Source organism: Ignavibacteriales bacterium, assembly GCA_026390775.1.
Taxonomy (GTDB): domain Bacteria; phylum Bacteroidota; class Ignavibacteria; order Ignavibacteriales; family Melioribacteraceae; genus Fen-1258.
Genome location: JAPLFF010000003.1, coordinates 380,208 through 398,302, shown reverse-complemented (window position 1 = coordinate 398,302; position 18,095 = coordinate 380,208). Strand labels below are relative to the sequence as shown.

Genomic DNA, 18,095 nt, shown 5'->3' with positions numbered 1-18,095 from the left:
TAAATTAAATAGCTTGATTGTAAATACTAATTTGTTTTGTTAGATCAATCGAACTTAAGAATAATAGAATCTCTCTCTCGTGCAGAAAGTTCGTCTGATTTATTAGTTGTTTTGAACAAATCAAAAATATTATGGACTTCTGCATTAGCTTTTTTAATTTCATCCTTTTCTTTTTGAAACGGATTTTCATCTATCACATTAGTAGTTTTTCGGAATGAAGCCAAAACATCTTGGCTGCCTTCTGGTATTCCAAGAGCTTGTTTTAAAATCACAATAATTTCTTCACGTAAATCTTGAATTCTACTAATATCCGGCGGTGTAGGAGATCTAAATGAAGTTTTAACATCAGCATCATCTTCGGAAATATTTTTCCCTTTGGGTATTAATTCTTGCTTTGAATCAGAAGAAATTATAGAATCTTGCACCGGTTTTTCTTTTTCATATTCCGATTGTTCTGGAATTTCTTTATCAGAATAATTTTCATCGAAAGCAAAAATTGCATCTGCAAATATTTTATCATTTTGACTTTGAGCTTCAACAGCTTTTAGATCAAAACAATAAACTTCTGCAAAGTTAGGTTCATCTTCTTTTTTTGTTAACGAAGTTAATCCTACTTGCTGTATCTTAAATCTAAATCTTGACGGATCAAGATCAAATCGTAAATGGCGTAAATCTTTAATTGCAAAGATCGGGTCAAAATAAATTAATTCCACTTTGTTATTAATCTTAATAAAATATCCGTACTTAGTTGAATAAGCGTCTAGTTGATTGACATTAGTAAGAAGTCTGTAAATGATCAAATTTTTTGGTGAAGGATCTTTCACATAAGAACAAACATCAAAGTAACTAATACGATTCGGCCTTCTCTGCTTTTCATTCTTAAATATGATCTTAAAGCTATCATTGAAGTTGAATAGATTCTGAGAGTAAATCAGTAGATCATTATTTCGCAAATCAAGAGTTTCTAATAACATTTTTTTTCTGAATATTCCGTTTAGTTATATGTTTATTAATTTTCAGCCCAGCGTATTAAACCTAATTCAAAAGGATTAATTAACTGAGGATGTTTTGGAAGTATTCTTAAGGTAAATCCAAATTGTCCGGTATCGTTACATTCAATTTGTCCGCGGTATGCATACTTAGCCGATTTTGATTTTTTGCCAACATGAGCCATAGTAATTGAATATTTAGAACCATTCACACCCTCATCAACTTTACCGTAATATATCTGAACTTCTACATCATCAGGAGTAAGTTCGCCAAGTTCCACTTCAGCAAGAATTGGATATTTAAGCCCAAATTTCAGATCGCCGTTTTTTTCTTCTTCGGTAACACTTAAAAATTTTACTTTGTTCCAATTTTCATACAAAATACTTTTCCAATGAGAAAATTCTTTTCCTTTTTCCCAATTATTTTTCATAAGGTTCATTCGTTTTTCATAAGATTCGAAATAAAATTTCTTAGCATATTCTTCAACCATTCGGTGTGAATTGTATTCTGATCCCAAAGTTTTCATGGAATTTTTCATTATTGAGATCCAGTTGCGCGGTAGTTTATCTTCACCTCGATTATAAAATATTGGTACAAGTTCTTTTTCAATTGTTTCATAAATCAAACGAGATTCTACTTCATCTTGATAATCCAAATCATCATATTCTTCTCTATTGCCTATCCTCCAGCCTACATTAGGTGTAAACGCTTCGTCCCACCAACCATCCATCACACTTAAATTCAATCCTCCGTTTGCAATTACTTTCATTCCGGAAGTCCCGCTTGCTTCAAAAGGACGGCGCGGATTATTCAACCATACATCACAACCGGCAACCATGTAGCGGGCAATATTCATATCGTAATTTTCAATAAAAACAATCTTCTTTCTTAAATGAGGTTCTTTAGATATTGCAATAACCTCTTGGATAAGTTTCTTCCCCTCTTCGTCTTTAGGATGAGCTTTACCCGCAATAATTAGTTGAACAGGATAATCAGGATTGCTAAGTATATTGCTAAGACGATCAACGTCCTTAAAGATTAGTGTAGCCCGTTTATAAGTTGCAAACCTTCGTGCAAAACCAATAGTTAGTGCTTGTACATCTAAGACTTCTTTTGCAAATGCAAGTTCCGAAACAGAACCGCCGCGTTCGGAAATTTGTTTTATTAATCTGTTTCTTGCGAAAGCGACTAATCTTTCTCTTCTTCTTTCATGAGTACGCCAGAGTTCTTCATCGGGTATTTCATCAACTCGTTTCCAAGCATCTTTATCGGAAGGGTTCTGCATAAATTTTTCACCTAGGTAACGGTACAACAATTCCTGCATATCGTTCGATAAATGTGAATGTATATGCACACCGTTTGTAACATAGTCAATAGGGATTTCATCAAATGGAACATCAACAAATCCGGTCATCCACATTTTCTTAGATACTTTTCCATGAAGTTTGCTTACACCATTAACAAATCCTGCCATATTCATAGCAAGATGTGCCATGTTAAAGTTAGCTGCTGGTTTTTCTCTAATGATAGTACCAAGACTGTAAAATATTTTGTCGCTAATTTTTAATTCATCTCTATAATATTGCCCGAAATATTTTTCAACAAGATCATTTGGAAAAATATCAATTCCTGCTGGAACTGGAGTGTGGGTGGTGAAAACATTTGAATAAAAACCAATGTCTTTCGCTTCATCAAAAGTAAGATTGTGGTTTTTTATTAAGTGACGGATCCGCTCTAACGAAAGAAATGCAGAATGACCTTCATTCATATGGCATACTAAGGGCTTAATATTCATTGCACGTAATGCACGCATACCACCTATACCAAGAACAATTTCTTGTTGAATTCTTGTTTCTATATTACCGCCATATAATGTGCGAGTAATTTTTCTATCTTCTTCTGAATTTTCAGCAACGTTTGTATCAAGAAGAAATAGAGGAATACGACCGACTTGAATTTTCCAAATTTGTAAAACAACTTTTCGTCCGGGAAATTCCATTTCAATTTTTAATGGTGAATTGTCTTTGTTTGTAACCAACGAGATGGGTTGATTGAAAAAATCGGTTAATTCATAACGCTCTTGCTGCCAGCCATCGTTTGTAAGATATTGTTGAAAGTATCCTTCTTTGTAACATAAGCCAATTCCCACTAATGGCAATCCAAGATCACTTGCAGATTTTAAATGATCTCCGGAGAGAACGCCAAGACCACCTGAATATACTTGCAAGCATTCCGTTAAACCAAATTCGGCAGAAAAATATGCAATAAATTTATCGCCGTTATATTTATAATTTTTTTGATACCAGCTTTTCTCTTCAAGATAAACATTAAGATGTACCGAAACACGGTTCATATGAGATATATAACTATCATCATTTGCGATTTCATTTAGTCTGTCTTGGCTAATCTTACCAAGCAATAATACCGGATTATGATGGGTATCTTCCCATAATTTCCGATCTAGTCTTCTGAACAGCTCAATGGCATCGTGGTTCCAAGTCCAGAATAGATTATAAACTATTTCACGTAATGGTTCTAATTTTTCCGGTAAAGAAGGAATAACATTAAATCTTCCAATATAATCTACCATCAATTTCTCCGTTTGTAAGCAAATAACATTTGCAGAGTAAATTTAATATATATTTTTTGAATAATTAACTATTTCTTAATTACGTATATCTTTCATGTATGATAAAATTTGTGAACATGGCCGGCAATCTTAATGATCCGATATAACTGGTAACACATTATTTTACTTTTGGGAACAATTCATTATCTATGAATATAAAAGTATAAATTATATCGAGATAATAATGTTTTACAACCTAATGATTTTTAGTAAATTTGTTCCGTAACTAAGTCTTTGGAATAATGAATTACTTAATAAGTTTAACAATCGGATATTTAATTGGTTCTTTTCCAACTGCGTTTATTATTTTAAGAAAATCTCATGGTTTGGATATTACCCAAACCGGTTCCGGAAATGTAGGAGCATTAAATTCATTTCGAATAACAAAATCAAAACGGATTTTTTTACTAATTTTAATTATAGATTTTTTAAAAGGGTTCCTAAGTGCAATACTCACAATCTTATTATTTGGACCTGAATTTATTTTCCCTATGCTTAGCATTACCGCAGCAGTATTATCACATTGTTATTCTCCATGGCTCAATTTAAAAGGCGGTAAAGGTTTAGCAACTGCTACTGGCGGTTCACTCGGTTTATCAATTCCGGTTATTGTAATATGGATTTTTATGTGGAGTGTCCTTTATCAATTTCGTAGAGATATTAATTTTGCAAGTGTTTATGCTTCGATTATGACAGCAGTCTCTTCTGTGTTTGGTTTTTCAGTCATGAATAAATTTTCTTATTTTCATGCCCGCAGCAATTTTGAATTTGGATTTTTAGTATCTGTAGTGATGTTAATTATAATCTCCAAACACTCATCCCCTTTAAAAGAAAGATTAATGAAAAAAAAATAAATTAGGGATCTACTATTATGAACAGATTAAAACATATTCTATTCTCATCTGCTGTTACTTTAATTATAGCATCTGTTGTTTTTACAATCTTTATCAAGAATGATTCAACAGGGCGTGATTATCTCAGTTCAATCTTAAATCAACCCTCATCAAATTATTTACAACGTCAGCAAATGAATTCTACATTATTAAATGAAAGACAAAATATTATTACAAAAACTGTTGCAGAAGTTAGTCCGGCTGTTGTTGGAATTAATGTTACTGAGATTCGCCAAATACGGGATTACTGGAGTATGGATCCTTTCTGGCGGCAATTTTTTGGTGATCGAGTTTATAATCAACAAATAAAAAGTTTAGGAAGCGGCGCTATCATTTCTCCCGATGGATTTATTTTGACAAACGATCACGTTGCAGGCAATGCACTCGAAGCAATTGTAACACTAACAGACGGCAGCCAATATAACGCAAAATTTATCGGCACTGATCCAACGTCTGATATTTGCTTATTAAAAATTGATGCGAAGAATCTTCCATACATCAGACTTGGTAATTCTGAAGACATTATGCCCGGCGAATGGGCTATAGCTCTTGGCAATCCGTTTGGATTATTCGATATAAATGATAAACCTACTGTAACTGTTGGAGTGATCAGTGCAACCGGTATGAATTTAGGGACTGATAACAATCGCTACTATGTAAATATGCTTCAGACAGATGCAGCAATTAACAGCGGAAACAGTGGCGGACCTTTAGTAAATGCTGTTGGTGATTTGATTGGAATGAATACTCTTATATTACAATCACAAGATGCTCAAAGGTATGGTCTAAATTTAGGAAGTATTGGAGTTGGTTTTGCTATTCCGGTAAACAAAATCAAAAAAGTTGTTGCTGAAATAAAAGAAAAAGGAAAAGTGGATCGTGATTTTTGGACAGGATTAAGTATACTTACAATAAATGAATCAATAGCAAAAACTTATAACTTAAAATCATCAAGAGGAGTAGTGGTTACACAGATAGCAAAGAATTCACCTGCATCTAAAGCCGGACTTTTAATTGAAGATATTATTACTTCCGTCAATGATTTCAGGATTAATGATGAGACTACTTTGATCGGTATTCTTCAGGAATACAGAACCGGTGATGAAGTCAAAATAAAAATATTGAGAGATGGAAAAGAACAAATCCATTCGATGAAATTGGAGAAGAAATAAATGATTGAAAGGTATACTCGTCCCGAGATGGGAAAAATTTGGAATGATCAATTCAAATTAGAAACTTGGTTGAAGGTTGAGATTCTTGCATGCGAAGCACGGGCAGAATTGGGAGAAATTTCAAAGTCTGACTTAGAACAAATAAAAAGTAAATCCAATTTCGATCTTAAACGAGTATTAGAAATTGAAGAGACTACAAAACACGATGTAATAGCCTTCTTAACAAATGTCGCTGAATATGTCGGTCCTGCTTCGCGGCACATTCATTATGGAATGACATCTTCCGATGTTTTAGATACTGCTCTTGCTTGTCAAATGAAAGCTGCGGGTGAATTACTATTAAGAAATCTATACGATCTAAAACAAGTTTTGAAAAAACGAGCTCTTGAACATAAAAAAACAATTTGCGTTGGAAGAAGTCATGGAATTCATGCAGAAGCTTATTCTATGGGTTTGAAATTTGCTCTCTGGTATGAAGAATCAAAAAGAAATATCGAACGTCTTCAGCATGCTGTTGATTCAGTAAGTACTGGAAAAATCTCCGGTGCAGTTGGTACGTTTGAACATCTTTCACCAAAGGTTGAAGAATATGTTTGTAAAAAACTCGGATTAAGACCTGAGCCCGTTGCAACCCAAGTTGTGCAAAGAGACCGTCATGCAGAATTTCTATCTGTTCTTGCAATAATTGGTTCTTCATTAGAAAAAATTGCAATTGAGATTCGACATCTTCAGAGGACAGAAGTCTTAGAAGCAGAAGAATATTTTTCGAAAGGACAAAAAGGTTCTTCTGCAATGCCGCATAAAAGAAATCCAATCGTGAGCGAGAGAATTACCGGCATTGCAAGAATTCTTCGCGGAAATTCTATTGCCGCTTTAGAGAATGTTGCACTTTGGCATGAGCGTGATATTTCTCACTCATCTGTTGAACGAGTTATTATTCCGGATTCATGTATTGCACTTGATTATGCTTTGGGTCTTACAATCAAACTAATAGATAATTTAATCATTTATCCGAAAAATATGTTGAAGAATCTTAATCTAACACGCGGACTAATTTTCTCTCAAACAGTTCTACTCAAACTAACTGAGAAAGGGATGTTGCGTGAAGACGCCTATCAAGTAGTTCAAACTTCAGCAATGAAAGTTTGGGAGGATTCATCTAAGAACCTCAAAGACGAACTATTGAATTCATCTGAAGTGAAAAAATTCCTATCCCAAAAAGATATTGATGAATTATTCGATCCGGATAAACTCTTGAAGAATGTTGATTATATTTTTTCAAGATCAATAGAAATGAGCTAAATTCAACCTTATTAAAAGTTTAGCATCTTCCTTCTCTTATCAATTATTTTCTTCATTTTCTGCTTATTTACTAACAATTCTTGACAAATAAATTAACCTTCCATATATTAGCACTCGCTAATTTAGAGTGCTAATCAAACAAATCATTAATAGGAGGTCAAACTATGGCAGATTTTAAAATCAAACCATTAGGCGACAGAGTAATTGTTAAAGCAAAAGAAGCAGAAGAAACTACCAAAGGAGGAATCATTCTTCCGGATACAGCAAAAGAAAAACCAATTGAAGGAACCATAGTTGCAGTTGGTGCAGGAAAAGTTACGGAAGAAGGTAAGCTTGTAGCAATGAATGTTAAAGTTGGAGATGTAGTCCTTTATGGTAAATATTCAGGTACAGAAATAAAAATTGATGGTGAAGAATATTTAATCATGCGCGAGAGCGATGTTTACGGAATAGTTAAATAAAAAAGTTTGAATAATAAAATTGGAGAATAATTATGGCAGCAAAAATCGTAGAATATAGCAGTGATGCTAGAAGTTCACTTAAAGCAGGTGTAGATAAACTAGCTAATGCAGTTAAAGTTACACTTGGACCTAAAGGAAGAAATGTAATTATTGACAAAAAATTCGGTGCACCAACAGTAACAAAAGACGGTGTCACAGTTGCGAAAGAAATCGAACTTGAAAACCCGGTTGAGAATATGGGCGCTCAAATGGTTCGAGAAGTTGCTTCAAAAACCAGCGATGTTGCCGGTGACGGAACAACCACAGCAACTGTTCTTGCACAAGCAATTTACCGTGAAGGATTAAAGAATGTAACAGCGGGAGCAAATCCAATGGATTTGAAACGCGGTATTGATCTCGCAGTTGTAAAAGTAATCGAATTTTTGAAATCAAGCAGTAAAGAAGTTGGCGGACGAGAAGAAATTGCTCAAGTTGGTTCTATCTCAGCGAACAACGACAAAACAATCGGTAACTTGATTGCTGATGCAATGGAAAAAGTTGGTAAAGATGGCGTCATCACAGTTGAAGAGAGCAAATCTGCAGAAACTTCTCTTGATGTTGTTGAAGGAATGCAGTTCGATCGCGGTTACCTATCACCATACTTCGTTACAAATTCAGAATCGATGGAAGCTTCTTTAGAAGATACATACATTTTAATCCACGATAAAAAAATCTCAGCTATGAAAGATCTTCTTCCTATTCTTGAAAAGATTGCTCAGGCAGGTAAACAACTTTTAATTATTGCTGAAGATCTTGAAGGTGAAGCTCTTGCAACATTGGTTGTAAATAAATTACGCGGTACATTAAAAGTCTGTGCTGTTAAAGCTCCTGGATTCGGAGATAGAAGAAAAGCTATGTTGGAAGATATTGCAGTTCTCACAAATGGGACTGTAATTTCCGAGGAACGCGGATTCAAACTTGAAAACGCTACACTTGAATATCTTGGCAAAGCTAAAAAGATCACTGTTGATAAAGACAATACAACAATTGTTGAAGGTGCAGGTAAATCCGACGACATCAAGAAAAGAATTAACGAAATCAAATCTCAGATCGAAAAGACAACTTCAGATTACGATAAAGAAAAATTACAGGAACGACTTGCAAAACTTTCCGGTGGTGTTGCTGTATTGAAGATCGGTGCAGCTACGGAAGTTGAAATGAAAGAGAAAAAAGCTCGTGTTGAAGACGCACTTCATGCAACACGTGCAGCAGTTGAAGAAGGTATTATTGCCGGTGGTGGAGTTTCTATGGTAAGAGCTATTGCTACTCTAGACAAACTACAAGGCGAGAATCCAGACCAGAATACCGGTATCAAGATCATCGCTAAAGCATTAGAAGAACCGTTAAAACAAATTGCTGCTAACGCTGGTTTTGAAGGTGCAGTAGTATTAAACAAAGTACTTGAAGGTAAAGGTGATTATGGATTTAATGCTGCGTCAGAAAAATATGAGAACTTAATCAAGAGTGGAGTTATAGACCCAACAAAGGTTGCAAGAACTGCGCTTGAAAATGCTGCATCAGTTTCTGCATTGTTACTAACAACTGAAGCTGTTGTTTACGAAAAGAAAGAAGAAAAAGAAGCAATGCCTCAGATGCCTCACGGCGGCGGTATGGACGGGATGTATTAAGATTAGCATAGATTCATGTTCAAAAAAGACCCCGATTATGTCGGGGTTTTTTTGGATTACAATTAAAATACAATCTCAGTAATACTACTTTTGTTTCAATTCCTTCTTAAAGTATTCCAAAGTAATTCTAAGTCCTTCTTCCCTGCTGACCTTCGGTTCCCATCCTAATATTAATTTAGCTTTACTGATATCAGGTTGACGAACTTTTGGATCATCTATCGGTAATTCTCTATAAACAATTTTACTTTTAGAATTAGTTAAACGAATTATTTCTTTAGCAAAATTCTCTATAGTAACTTCATTTGGGTTACCAATATTTACAGGTAATGTTTCGTGGGATAAAAGAAGTTTAAGAATTCCATCTACTAAATCATCAACGTAACAGAAACTTCTTGTTTGTGAGCCATCACCAAACACCGTAATATCTTCATTCTTCAAAGCTTGAGAAATAAAAGCCGGTAGAGCACGTCCGTCATCAAGGCGCATTCTTGAACCATAAGTGTTAAAAATACGAACGATTCTTGTATTAAGATTATGAAAGTTATGATAAGCCATTGTTAATGCTTCAGCAAAACGTTTTGCTTCATCATAAACTCCCCGGGGTCCAACAGGATTTACATTTCCCCAATACTCTTCGCTTTGCGGATGAATAAGCGGATCTCCGTAAACTTCTGATGTTGAAGCTAATAAAAATATTGCATCCTTTTCTTTAGCTAAACCAAGAGCTTTATGTGTTCCTAATGAACCGACTTTTAATGTTTGAATGGGATATTTTAGATAATCAATTGGACTGGCAGGCGAAGCGAAATGCAGAACATAATTTACTTCATCCGGAACATGAAGATAATTTGTGACGTCGAGTTTTATGAATTGAAAATTTTTGTTGGAGATGAGATGTTCAATATTTTTTAATCTTCCGGTAAGAAGGTTATCCAAGCAGATAACCCTCATTCCTTCTAAAATTAATCTATCGCAAAGATGAGAACCAAGAAATCCAACACCGCCAGTAACTACAGCAACTTTTTTTTTCATTTACTATACTCTAAATTAGTTTTTTTAAGCTCTTGGTTAATAAGCTGAGGATTAATAAAATCATTATCCATAGATTCAAAATATGTTCTAATATTTTTTATTTATTTCTCTTCTAGTAATTGAGAAATTTTTAAGGAAGAAATAAAACTACCAACAAGACCTAATACGACCCCGATCAACAGAATAAATAAATCCATTAGCTTAATAGGATTAGTGAAATTAAAATTAATCAGAGCTTTAGTCAATAAAACCGATATTACATTGAATAAGATCACACAAATTAGAGATGATATAATCCCAATAATTATTCCATTCAATATCAGAGGAATTTTCATCGTACTAATTTTGGCGCCAACTAATTTCATAGTCAGATAATGATTTCTATTACCATACATCTGTATTTTATTATTACTATAGACAAGATAAGTTGCTAAGAGTATTAAAGTGATTGATAGGAAGTAAATAACGTACTCGAATGATTTTAACAGGTTTAAAATCCGCAAAACTGTTTTGTAATCATAAATAACATCGGTGACCCCTTTCATTCTTCTAATCAGATCGGTTAATCGCTCAATACTTGTTTCATCCAACGGCTGTGGTTTGAATTTAACAATAAAAGAATTAGGTAAAGGATTCTCATCAATAACAGATCTAAAATCCTGTCCGGTTTCTTTTACAAAATTTTTAACAGCTTGATCTTTATTTACAAACTCAACAGAAAGGACCAACGTAATTTTTTGAATTTCAATTTTTAATTCATCTATACCGTTTTGTGTTAAATCATCATCTAAATAAACGTTAACCTCAATGGAACGTTTTATTTGATCTGAAAATGTATTTGCACTGAATACAAGAAAAATTGAGATAGTACTCAAGATTACTGCAATAGTAGTTATAGTTATTGTAATTGCAGTAGCAAGTGATGATTTTCTAAATATTCTAAATGCTTCTTGAAAATAAAATATTATCATAAAGTTTAGAAATTTGATTCATCAGCCCAACGAAGTACTTTCCATTTTTTATTTTCGTCTTTAGCAAGAGTCAAATTCACTCTGCCGTCTACAAAAATAATATCTGTCGGGTTAAATGTAATTGTTAAATTAAAACTCCTTACTATTCTTGTTGAATCGCCTGTCATTGAAACAATATTATTCCAAATAAGATCCAACCGTTGAGAATTTTGGAATAAGCCATTTGTTACTTTCATTTCATCATCACGCCCCCAAGAAATATCAGCACCAAGATCATAATCACGATAAGTAAATGTAAAGTTTTTATCTAAGACCTGGCGATAAATCAAAGTGTCCTTAAACGTATAAGCATATTGAAAATTTTGAAAAACTCCTCCAATTTCGGTTTGATCGCTTATCAATCCTTCATTGCTTCCTAAATTCTCATCAATGCTTGGTGCAAACGGGTTAACGCAACTGTTCATAGCAAAAATTATTAAGCAATATATAATTAACCTTTTTATAGAGAGAGTCTCCCTTTTAATTCACTCCAACTTGATGAATTTTCGATTGCAAAATCACGCCATTCAACAATAACCCATTGTGGTGGGTTTCTTTTATCCAGAAATATTTTGAATTCACCTCTCCCTTTATAAACCCCATTGATATCCTGACCAATTGCAGAGAGAGTTAAGGTATAATCAAATTGATAAATTGCACTATCTCCGATTTGGGTTGTAGTGGCATATGATGATTCAAGTACAATTGAGTTGCCTGTCCCTAACCGAGATTTCAGATTAACAAAGTTTTGTTTTTCCAAATCAAGATCCCAATTATTAAGAATCGGGTACTGCGTAGTTGATGAAATGAACCTAAATTCTTTTTGAAGGAAAGATTGATCGACAAAACACTGCATATAATTTTCTAATATCTTGTCTTGTATAGAGGATTTGAAATTATTGAAAAGTATATCTGGACTTATAGCCGGGATATTACTATTACCCGCAGTATTGGGCTGTTCTGGATCTCTTGTAGTTAATAAATCACAAGAGACAAGAGAAAAAATTAAAAATGCAGTTATTATTTTTTTCATTTTTTGAAAAATAATATTAATCGGGAAGAGTATTGTTCATCATATTTGGTCCCATCATAGTCACCGAATACAGATACCGGTATAAAACCAATTTTCTTAAATTCATTTTCAATTTCAGTTTTTGAATATAACCGTACCGATTCAATAAAACGTTTTTCTTCAAGACCATTTTTAATTTGGATTTCTTTTATAATTCGATTATTAACAATTTCCCTTTTTTCGATAATTATTTTACCGTCAATTAATTTTTTATTTTCTGCAATTAAATTTGCCAAAAGATAATTTTTGTTAAAAAAATCTAAAACATAAAAACCGTTTTCATTTAATAAACTGTATGCAGTATTAATAAACTTGAAATTTTCTTCATCATTTTCAAAATAGCCGAAACTTGTAAATAGATTAATAATCAAATCAAATTTTTTCCTAAAATAAATATTTCTTAGATCGGCACATACAAAATTATTTTCTACTGATCTCTTTTTAGCATTCTCTTTGGCTTTGGAAAGAAGGGTTTTACTCAGATCGAAACCAAAAACATTAAATCCCTTCGATGCCAAATATATTGAATGCCTGCCTGCACCGCATGCTGCATCAAGGATAGAATTTTGTCGAGTTAGATTTGTTTGTTTAAGAATTAATTCCAGTAGCTTAGTTGCATCTTCATCATCGCGGTGTTGATAAACACTTAAATACTCTTCAGAACTGAACCAATCTTTAAACCAGTTTTCCATTAAAGAGAAATTCTTCCTATAAATGCACGCCCTATTGTTGCCGAATCTGCAAATTCAAAATCGCCACCGATTGGAAGTCCTCTTGCAATTCTAGAAACTTTAATAGGTAGATCTTTCAAAATTTTCATAAGATATAATGATGTAGTATCACCTTCCGAATCGGGATTCATGGCAAGAATAATCTCTTTTACATTATCGTTCTTAAGTCGTGTGAGAAGTTCTTTAATTTTTAGTAAATCAACAGTTATTCCTGCTAACGGATTTAATACACCACCCAGTACGTGGTAAAGTCCATTGTATTCATTTGTCTTTTCAATTGCAATGACATCGCTTGCATCTTCCACAACACAAATAATTGAGCGATCACGTTTTGCACTTTTGCAAACATCACATTTTTCTTCTTCAGATATATTAAAACATTCATCGCAAAATCGAATTTTCTCTTTTAAATCTATCAACGACCTAACTAATGCATCAACATTTTGCTGATCATTTTTCAGAATATGAATTGCCAATCGCTGTGCAGTTTTTCGGCCTATGGATGGCAGCTTACTTAATTCATCAATTGCTTTTTGTAACGGCTCGGCTATTAACATTTAAAATCCCGGTATATTCATGCCCGGAGGCATCATTCCTTTTGTTATAACACCCATCTCTTCTTCAGCCATTTTTCCGGCTGATTGTAGAGCTTTATTTACAGCGGCAACAACAAGATCTTCCAGCATTTCTTTATCACCACTTTTTGCAATTTCTTCATCTATAACAATCGAAATGATTTCCTTTTTACCATTTGCTGTTGCTTTAACCATTCCGCCGCCGCTCTCTTCAGTAACAGTTTTATTTTCCAATTCTGCTTGAACTTTTGCCATGTCAGATTGCATCTTCTGTACTTGTTTTAGCATATCCTGCATATTCAACTTCATTCTTCCTCCGGATTACAAATTGATTAGCTTTTTTGTAAAATTTAATGATTTCTTTCATCTTAATTGCGGACGAAAGTTAGCAAAAAAAAGTTTCACAAGAAATTAAACGTAGAAAATATTACATTTGTGCTGTTATTCAGAAAAAAGCTTTCCATTTTTCAACAGTTAACTATTCAAATGATGATAACTAAATACGGATTAAGTACATTTCTATTTTGTGCCGGCATTTCGGTAATATTAATAATCATTTCTTTGTTTATTCAAAATCACTGGATAAAATACCCGATATTAATTCTAAGTATTACTTTCCTATTATTTTGTATTAATTTCTTTAGGGATCCGGAAAGAATTCCACCAAACAAAAGAAATGTTATTGTATCACCGGCAGACGGCGAAATAGTTATTGTGAAAGATGTAGTTGAAAATGAATTCTTGAAAGAAAATGGCAAACAGATTTCTATTTTTATGTCACCTCTTAATGTTCATGTAAATCGTATTCCAATAGACGGTAAAGTTGATTATGTTAATTACGTAAAAGGTGAATACCTTGTTGCATATCATGAAAAAGCCGATAAACGAAATGAACGAACTGAAATTGGTATAACAAGTAATTACGGAAAAGTTTTTTTTACACAAGTTGCCGGATTTATTGCACGCAGAATTGTATGTTCACTTCAAGTAGGTGATTCGGTTAAGATGGGAGAAAGATTTGGAATGATAAAATTCGGCAGCCGTTCCGATGTAATTGCTCCTTCAAATTGGAAATTGAAAGTAAAACTCGGTGATAAAGTAACAGCAGGCGAAACAATACTATTCGAGATCGAATAATGAATAAAATTCCATTTTCAAAATCATTTATTGCTAATACAGTTACTGCTCTAAATGTAGTATGCGGTTTTATATCAATCGTATATGCTTCTCAAGGCGAATTCCGCCTTGCATCAATTATGATAATTGCTGCCGCAAGCTTTGATTTACTTGACGGAATAGTTGCGCGATTACTTAACACATCAAGCCGGTTTGGTGTTGAACTTGATTCTCTTTCCGATGTGGTTAGTTTTGGTGCTGCGCCGGCATTTTTAATTTACAAATCCTATATGTTCCAACTTGGCGGTCTTGGAATATTATTGAGTTCTTGCCTTTTGATTTTTGGCGCTTTACGCCTGGCTCGTTTTAATATTCAAGTTGAAGATTTAAATATCAAAACTGATTTCAAAGGTTTGCCAATTCCGTTATCAGCAATAACAATTTCTCTTTTTGTCTTATCATTTTTTAGAAATGGTATTATTATTGAACCGTATAATAAAATGGTAATCCCATTGATCATTTTGTTATCGCTTCTTATGGTTAGCAAGATAAGATATAATGCTCTGCCAAAATTGCGAAAGAAAGATATTAAACAGAAGATTTATTTATTTGCAATTCTAATAGTTGCATTAATTTTAGCGATTGTAACAAACGGAGAAATTCTTTTTTATATTTTTATTTGGATCGTTCTATTCGGAATATTTAGAAAAATTTATTATTTAGTTTTCAATATTAAAGATGAGAACGGTAATGGATCAAAAGTAACGGAGAATTAAAGTGTTTAAAGCCACAGTTATTGTAAAGAGACGACCGAAGATTTTGGACCCGCAAGGGAAAGCAGTTGAACAAGGCGCGAAACTTCTTGGCTTTAATAATGTTAAACAAACACGGATTGGCAAATACATAGAATTTTTTGTGGATACAACTGATAAAAAAATAGCGGAAAATGAAGTCCGCGAATATTCCGAAAAACTTCTTTCGAACCCGATCATGGAAGATTTTGATTATACTTTGGAAGAAGTGAAATGAAACCCAAATTCGGAGTTGTTGTTTTTCCCGGTTCTAATTGCGATCATGATGCTTATTACTCCGTGAAAAAAGTTTTAGGTTATGATGCAGAATTTCTTTGGCACAAAGAAAAAGATTTGAAAGGAAGCGATGTTATTATTTTACCCGGCGGCTTTTCGTACGGAGATTATCTCCGAACAGGTGCCATTGCAAGATTTTCACCAATAATGGATTCTGTATATAAGTTTGCCGAAAACGGCGGTGTTGTAATTGGTATATGTAACGGATTTCAAATTCTTTTAGAGATAGGATTATTACCCGGCGTTATGATAAAAAACGAATCGTTAAAATTTGTGTGCAAGGATGTTCATCTTAACATAGAGAATAAAGAAAATATTTTCACAAAATCTATTTCACAAAATATTTTAAAGATACCTGTTGCTCACGGAGAAGGTAATTATTTTACAGATGAAGTAACGCTGAAAGAACTTGAAGAGAATAATCAAATATTATTTCGTTATGTTTCATCAGATGGAAAAGTTAATTTGGAATCTAATCCGAACGGTTCTTTTATGAACATTGCAGGAATAATGAACAAGAGAAAAAATGTAATGGGACTTATGCCCCATCCCGAACGGTGCTGTAATCCTCTTCTTGGAGATACCGATGGTTCATTAATATTTAGATCGGTCGCTCAGCATTTTCTTAATTAAATAATAATTAATAACAACAAATAGAGGTCATTATGTTTGGAAACGTAGGTGCTGGTGAAGTACTTATAATAGTCCTTGTAATTTTAATACTCTTCGGTGCAAAAAAAATTCCGGAACTTGCTCAAGGGATTGGTAAAGGAATGAGAGAATTCAAAAAAGCTCTTAATGATGTTCAGGAAGACATAAAGATTACTGATAAGAAAGATTCCTCAGACGAAAAAAAATAATTTAACTGATTCTAAAATCCTTCCGGTGATTTAATTTGCTGAGTTACAAAAATCACTCCGAAAAAATTTCTTTGATAAAAGAGAGCAAACTTTCTTTGCGCGAGAATGTTGCTTCCTTTCTAAATCGGATTAAAGATAATTTCAATCTTAATGCTTATAATTTTGTTTTTGAAGATTGTATCGAAAGCGCTGATCTTATTGAGAAGAAAATAAAGAATAACAGCGCAGGTAAATTAGCCGGGATGGTTATAGCTGTTAAAGATGTTCTTGCAATTAAAGACCGACCGTTAACCTGTTCATCAAATATTCTAAAAGATTTCAATTCGCTTTATACAGCAACTGCAATACAGAAATTGATTGATGAAGACGCAATCATTATCGGTAAAACAAACTGCGACGAATTTGCTATGGGTTCATCAAATGAAAACTCAGCATTTGGCGCAGTAAAAAATCCGGTTGATCTTTCGCGCGTACCAGGTGGTTCAAGCGGAGGATCTGCAGTAGCGGTGGCGGCAAATCTTTGTGATGTTTCAATCGGAACAGACACCGGCGGTTCAATACGCCAGCCAGCAGCATTCTGCGGTGTCTACGGACTCAAACCAACTTACGGACGAGTTTCGCGTTACGGATTAACAGCTTTTGCTTCATCATTTGATACAATCGGTCCATTTGCAAAAAATATTTATGACATTGCACTTGTTCTCTCTGTCATTTCCGGTTATGATCCAAAAGATTCTACCAGTCAGAATGTTGAAGTACCGGAATTCAATTCCTATCTAAGATCAGAGAGAAAATTTAAGATCGGCTTACCTAAAGAATATTTTGCAGAAGGATTGAACAAAGAAATTAAAAATGCCATTCTTGAAAAAGTTGAACAGTTTAAAAAAGCCGGACATGAAATAATTAACATCGAACTTCCGCATACAGAATATTCAATCGCTACTTATTATATACTTACAACAGCAGAAGCTTCATCCAACCTTGCACGATTTGACGGAGCGCGTTACGGTTACCGCTCAAAAGAAAGTAACACTCTGAAAAATATGTATCTCAATTCCCGGACTGAGGGATTTGGTGCTGAAGTGAAACGAAGAATCATGCTCGGCACTTATGTTTTATCAGCCGGTTATTACGATGCATACTACCGCAAAGCTCAAAAGGTTAGAAGATTACTTAAGAATGATTTTGATGATGCCTTTAAGAAGGTTGATCTGATTCTAACACCAACAACTCCAACTACTGCATTTAAGTTAGGGGAAAAATCTAACGACCCGCTCGAAATGTATCTTGAAGATATTTATACAACTTCGGCAAATCTTGCCGGTATTCCGGGGATTAGTATTCCAATTGGAAAAGATAATCAAGGTTTACCGATTGGTATGCAAATTATGGCAAATCAGTTTGATGAAAATAAATTAATAACATTCTGTATAGATTTTAGATAGGTAAAATTCCTTAACCTTTCTTAATTTTGTCCAGTCAATTTTTGAAATCAAT

At 33.7% G+C, this 18,095-nt stretch carries 20 protein-coding genes; 11 read left to right on the top strand and 9 right to left on the bottom strand.

The window, feature by feature from the left end; genetic code table 11:
* Positions 1-44: 44 nt before the first annotated feature.
* Positions 45-974, bottom strand: coding sequence for a hypothetical protein (locus tag NTZ27_02065; protein ID MCX6173523.1), 930 nt, complete (start codon positions 972-974; stop codon positions 45-47).
* A gap of 35 nt (positions 975-1,009) precedes the next feature.
* Complete coding sequence (gene glgP, locus NTZ27_02060; GenBank protein ID MCX6173522.1) at positions 1,010-3,580, bottom strand: alpha-glucan family phosphorylase; 2,571 nt, start codon at positions 3,578-3,580, stop codon at positions 1,010-1,012.
* A 281-nt stretch (positions 3,581-3,861) separates the two neighbouring features.
* Between glgP and NTZ27_02055 the strand changes: the two genes are divergently transcribed.
* The 5 genes from NTZ27_02055 to groL all read left to right on the top strand — a co-directional run bounded on the left by NTZ27_02055 (position 3,862) and on the right by groL (position 9,114).
* Positions 3,862-4,473, top strand: coding sequence for a glycerol-3-phosphate acyltransferase (locus tag NTZ27_02055; protein ID MCX6173521.1), 612 nt, complete (start codon positions 3,862-3,864; stop codon positions 4,471-4,473).
* A 17-nt stretch (positions 4,474-4,490) separates the two neighbouring features.
* Positions 4,491-5,684: a trypsin-like peptidase domain-containing protein gene (locus NTZ27_02050; protein ID MCX6173520.1), complete on the top strand. Its 1,194-nt coding sequence runs from the start codon at positions 4,491-4,493 to the stop codon at positions 5,682-5,684.
* Entirely contained in the window at positions 5,685-6,986 is a 1,302-nt protein-coding gene (purB, locus tag NTZ27_02045; protein MCX6173519.1) for an adenylosuccinate lyase, read from the top strand.
* A gap of 164 nt (positions 6,987-7,150) precedes the next feature.
* Positions 7,151-7,447 carry a co-chaperone GroES gene (groES, locus tag NTZ27_02040; GenBank protein ID MCX6173518.1) on the top strand — a complete coding sequence of 99 codons (297 nt, stop codon included), beginning with the start codon at positions 7,151-7,153 and terminating at the stop codon, positions 7,445-7,447.
* A gap of 32 nt (positions 7,448-7,479) precedes the next feature.
* Positions 7,480-9,114, top strand: coding sequence for a chaperonin GroEL (gene groL, locus NTZ27_02035; protein MCX6173517.1), 1,635 nt, complete (start codon positions 7,480-7,482; stop codon positions 9,112-9,114).
* 84 nt (positions 9,115-9,198) lie between these two features.
* Here groL and NTZ27_02030 read toward each other — a convergent pair whose 3' ends face one another.
* From NTZ27_02030 to NTZ27_02000, 7 genes are all read right to left on the bottom strand, one after another.
* Positions 9,199-10,146, bottom strand: coding sequence for an SDR family oxidoreductase (locus NTZ27_02030; GenBank protein MCX6173516.1), 948 nt, complete (start codon positions 10,144-10,146; stop codon positions 9,199-9,201).
* A 101-nt stretch (positions 10,147-10,247) separates the two neighbouring features.
* Complete coding sequence (locus NTZ27_02025; GenBank protein MCX6173515.1) at positions 10,248-11,117, bottom strand: permease-like cell division protein FtsX; 870 nt, start codon at positions 11,115-11,117, stop codon at positions 10,248-10,250.
* A 5-nt stretch (positions 11,118-11,122) separates the two neighbouring features.
* Positions 11,123-11,581, bottom strand: a complete 459-nt coding sequence (locus NTZ27_02020; GenBank protein ID MCX6173514.1) for a hypothetical protein — start codon at positions 11,579-11,581, stop codon at positions 11,123-11,125.
* A 35-nt stretch (positions 11,582-11,616) separates the two neighbouring features.
* A complete protein-coding gene (locus NTZ27_02015) occupies positions 11,617-12,189 on the bottom strand; it encodes a hypothetical protein (GenBank protein MCX6173513.1) in 573 nt (190 codons plus the stop codon).
* Positions 12,186-12,920: a class I SAM-dependent methyltransferase gene (locus NTZ27_02010; protein MCX6173512.1), complete on the bottom strand. Its 735-nt coding sequence runs from the start codon at positions 12,918-12,920 to the stop codon at positions 12,186-12,188. Before NTZ27_02010 ends, NTZ27_02015 begins: the two co-directional genes overlap by 4 nt.
* Positions 12,920-13,516, bottom strand: a complete 597-nt coding sequence (recR, locus tag NTZ27_02005) for a recombination mediator RecR (GenBank protein ID MCX6173511.1) — start codon at positions 13,514-13,516, stop codon at positions 12,920-12,922. The genes NTZ27_02010 and recR overlap by 1 nt, the downstream gene beginning before the upstream one ends.
* A complete protein-coding gene (locus NTZ27_02000) occupies positions 13,517-13,843 on the bottom strand; it encodes a YbaB/EbfC family nucleoid-associated protein (GenBank protein ID MCX6173510.1) in 327 nt (108 codons plus the stop codon). It lies immediately after the preceding gene.
* 177 nt (positions 13,844-14,020) lie between these two features.
* On the opposite strand from NTZ27_02000, the gene NTZ27_01995 reads away from it, so the two are divergent.
* The 6 genes from NTZ27_01995 to gatA are packed head-to-tail and all read left to right on the top strand — an operon-like array spanning position 14,021 to position 18,043.
* Positions 14,021-14,671: a phosphatidylserine decarboxylase family protein gene (locus tag NTZ27_01995; protein ID MCX6173509.1), complete on the top strand. Its 651-nt coding sequence runs from the start codon at positions 14,021-14,023 to the stop codon at positions 14,669-14,671.
* Positions 14,671-15,426, top strand: coding sequence for a CDP-diacylglycerol--serine O-phosphatidyltransferase (gene pssA / locus NTZ27_01990; protein MCX6173508.1), 756 nt, complete (start codon positions 14,671-14,673; stop codon positions 15,424-15,426). Before NTZ27_01995 ends, pssA begins: the two co-directional genes overlap by 1 nt.
* Before the next feature lies 1 nt (position 15,427).
* On the top strand, positions 15,428-15,679 hold the full coding sequence (gene purS / locus NTZ27_01985) for a phosphoribosylformylglycinamidine synthase subunit PurS (GenBank protein ID MCX6173507.1): 252 nt from the start codon (positions 15,428-15,430) through the stop codon (positions 15,677-15,679).
* Positions 15,676-16,371 (top strand): phosphoribosylformylglycinamidine synthase subunit PurQ, encoded by a 696-nt coding sequence (gene purQ, locus NTZ27_01980; GenBank protein MCX6173506.1) that lies wholly within the window; start codon positions 15,676-15,678, stop codon positions 16,369-16,371. Before purS ends, purQ begins: the two co-directional genes overlap by 4 nt.
* Before the next feature lie 32 nt (positions 16,372-16,403).
* Complete coding sequence (locus tag NTZ27_01975) at positions 16,404-16,598, top strand: twin-arginine translocase TatA/TatE family subunit (GenBank protein ID MCX6173505.1); 195 nt, start codon at positions 16,404-16,406, stop codon at positions 16,596-16,598.
* A 35-nt stretch (positions 16,599-16,633) separates the two neighbouring features.
* Positions 16,634-18,043: an Asp-tRNA(Asn)/Glu-tRNA(Gln) amidotransferase subunit GatA gene (gene gatA / locus NTZ27_01970; GenBank protein MCX6173504.1), complete on the top strand. Its 1,410-nt coding sequence runs from the start codon at positions 16,634-16,636 to the stop codon at positions 18,041-18,043.
* The last annotated feature ends 52 nt before the right edge of the window (positions 18,044-18,095 follow it).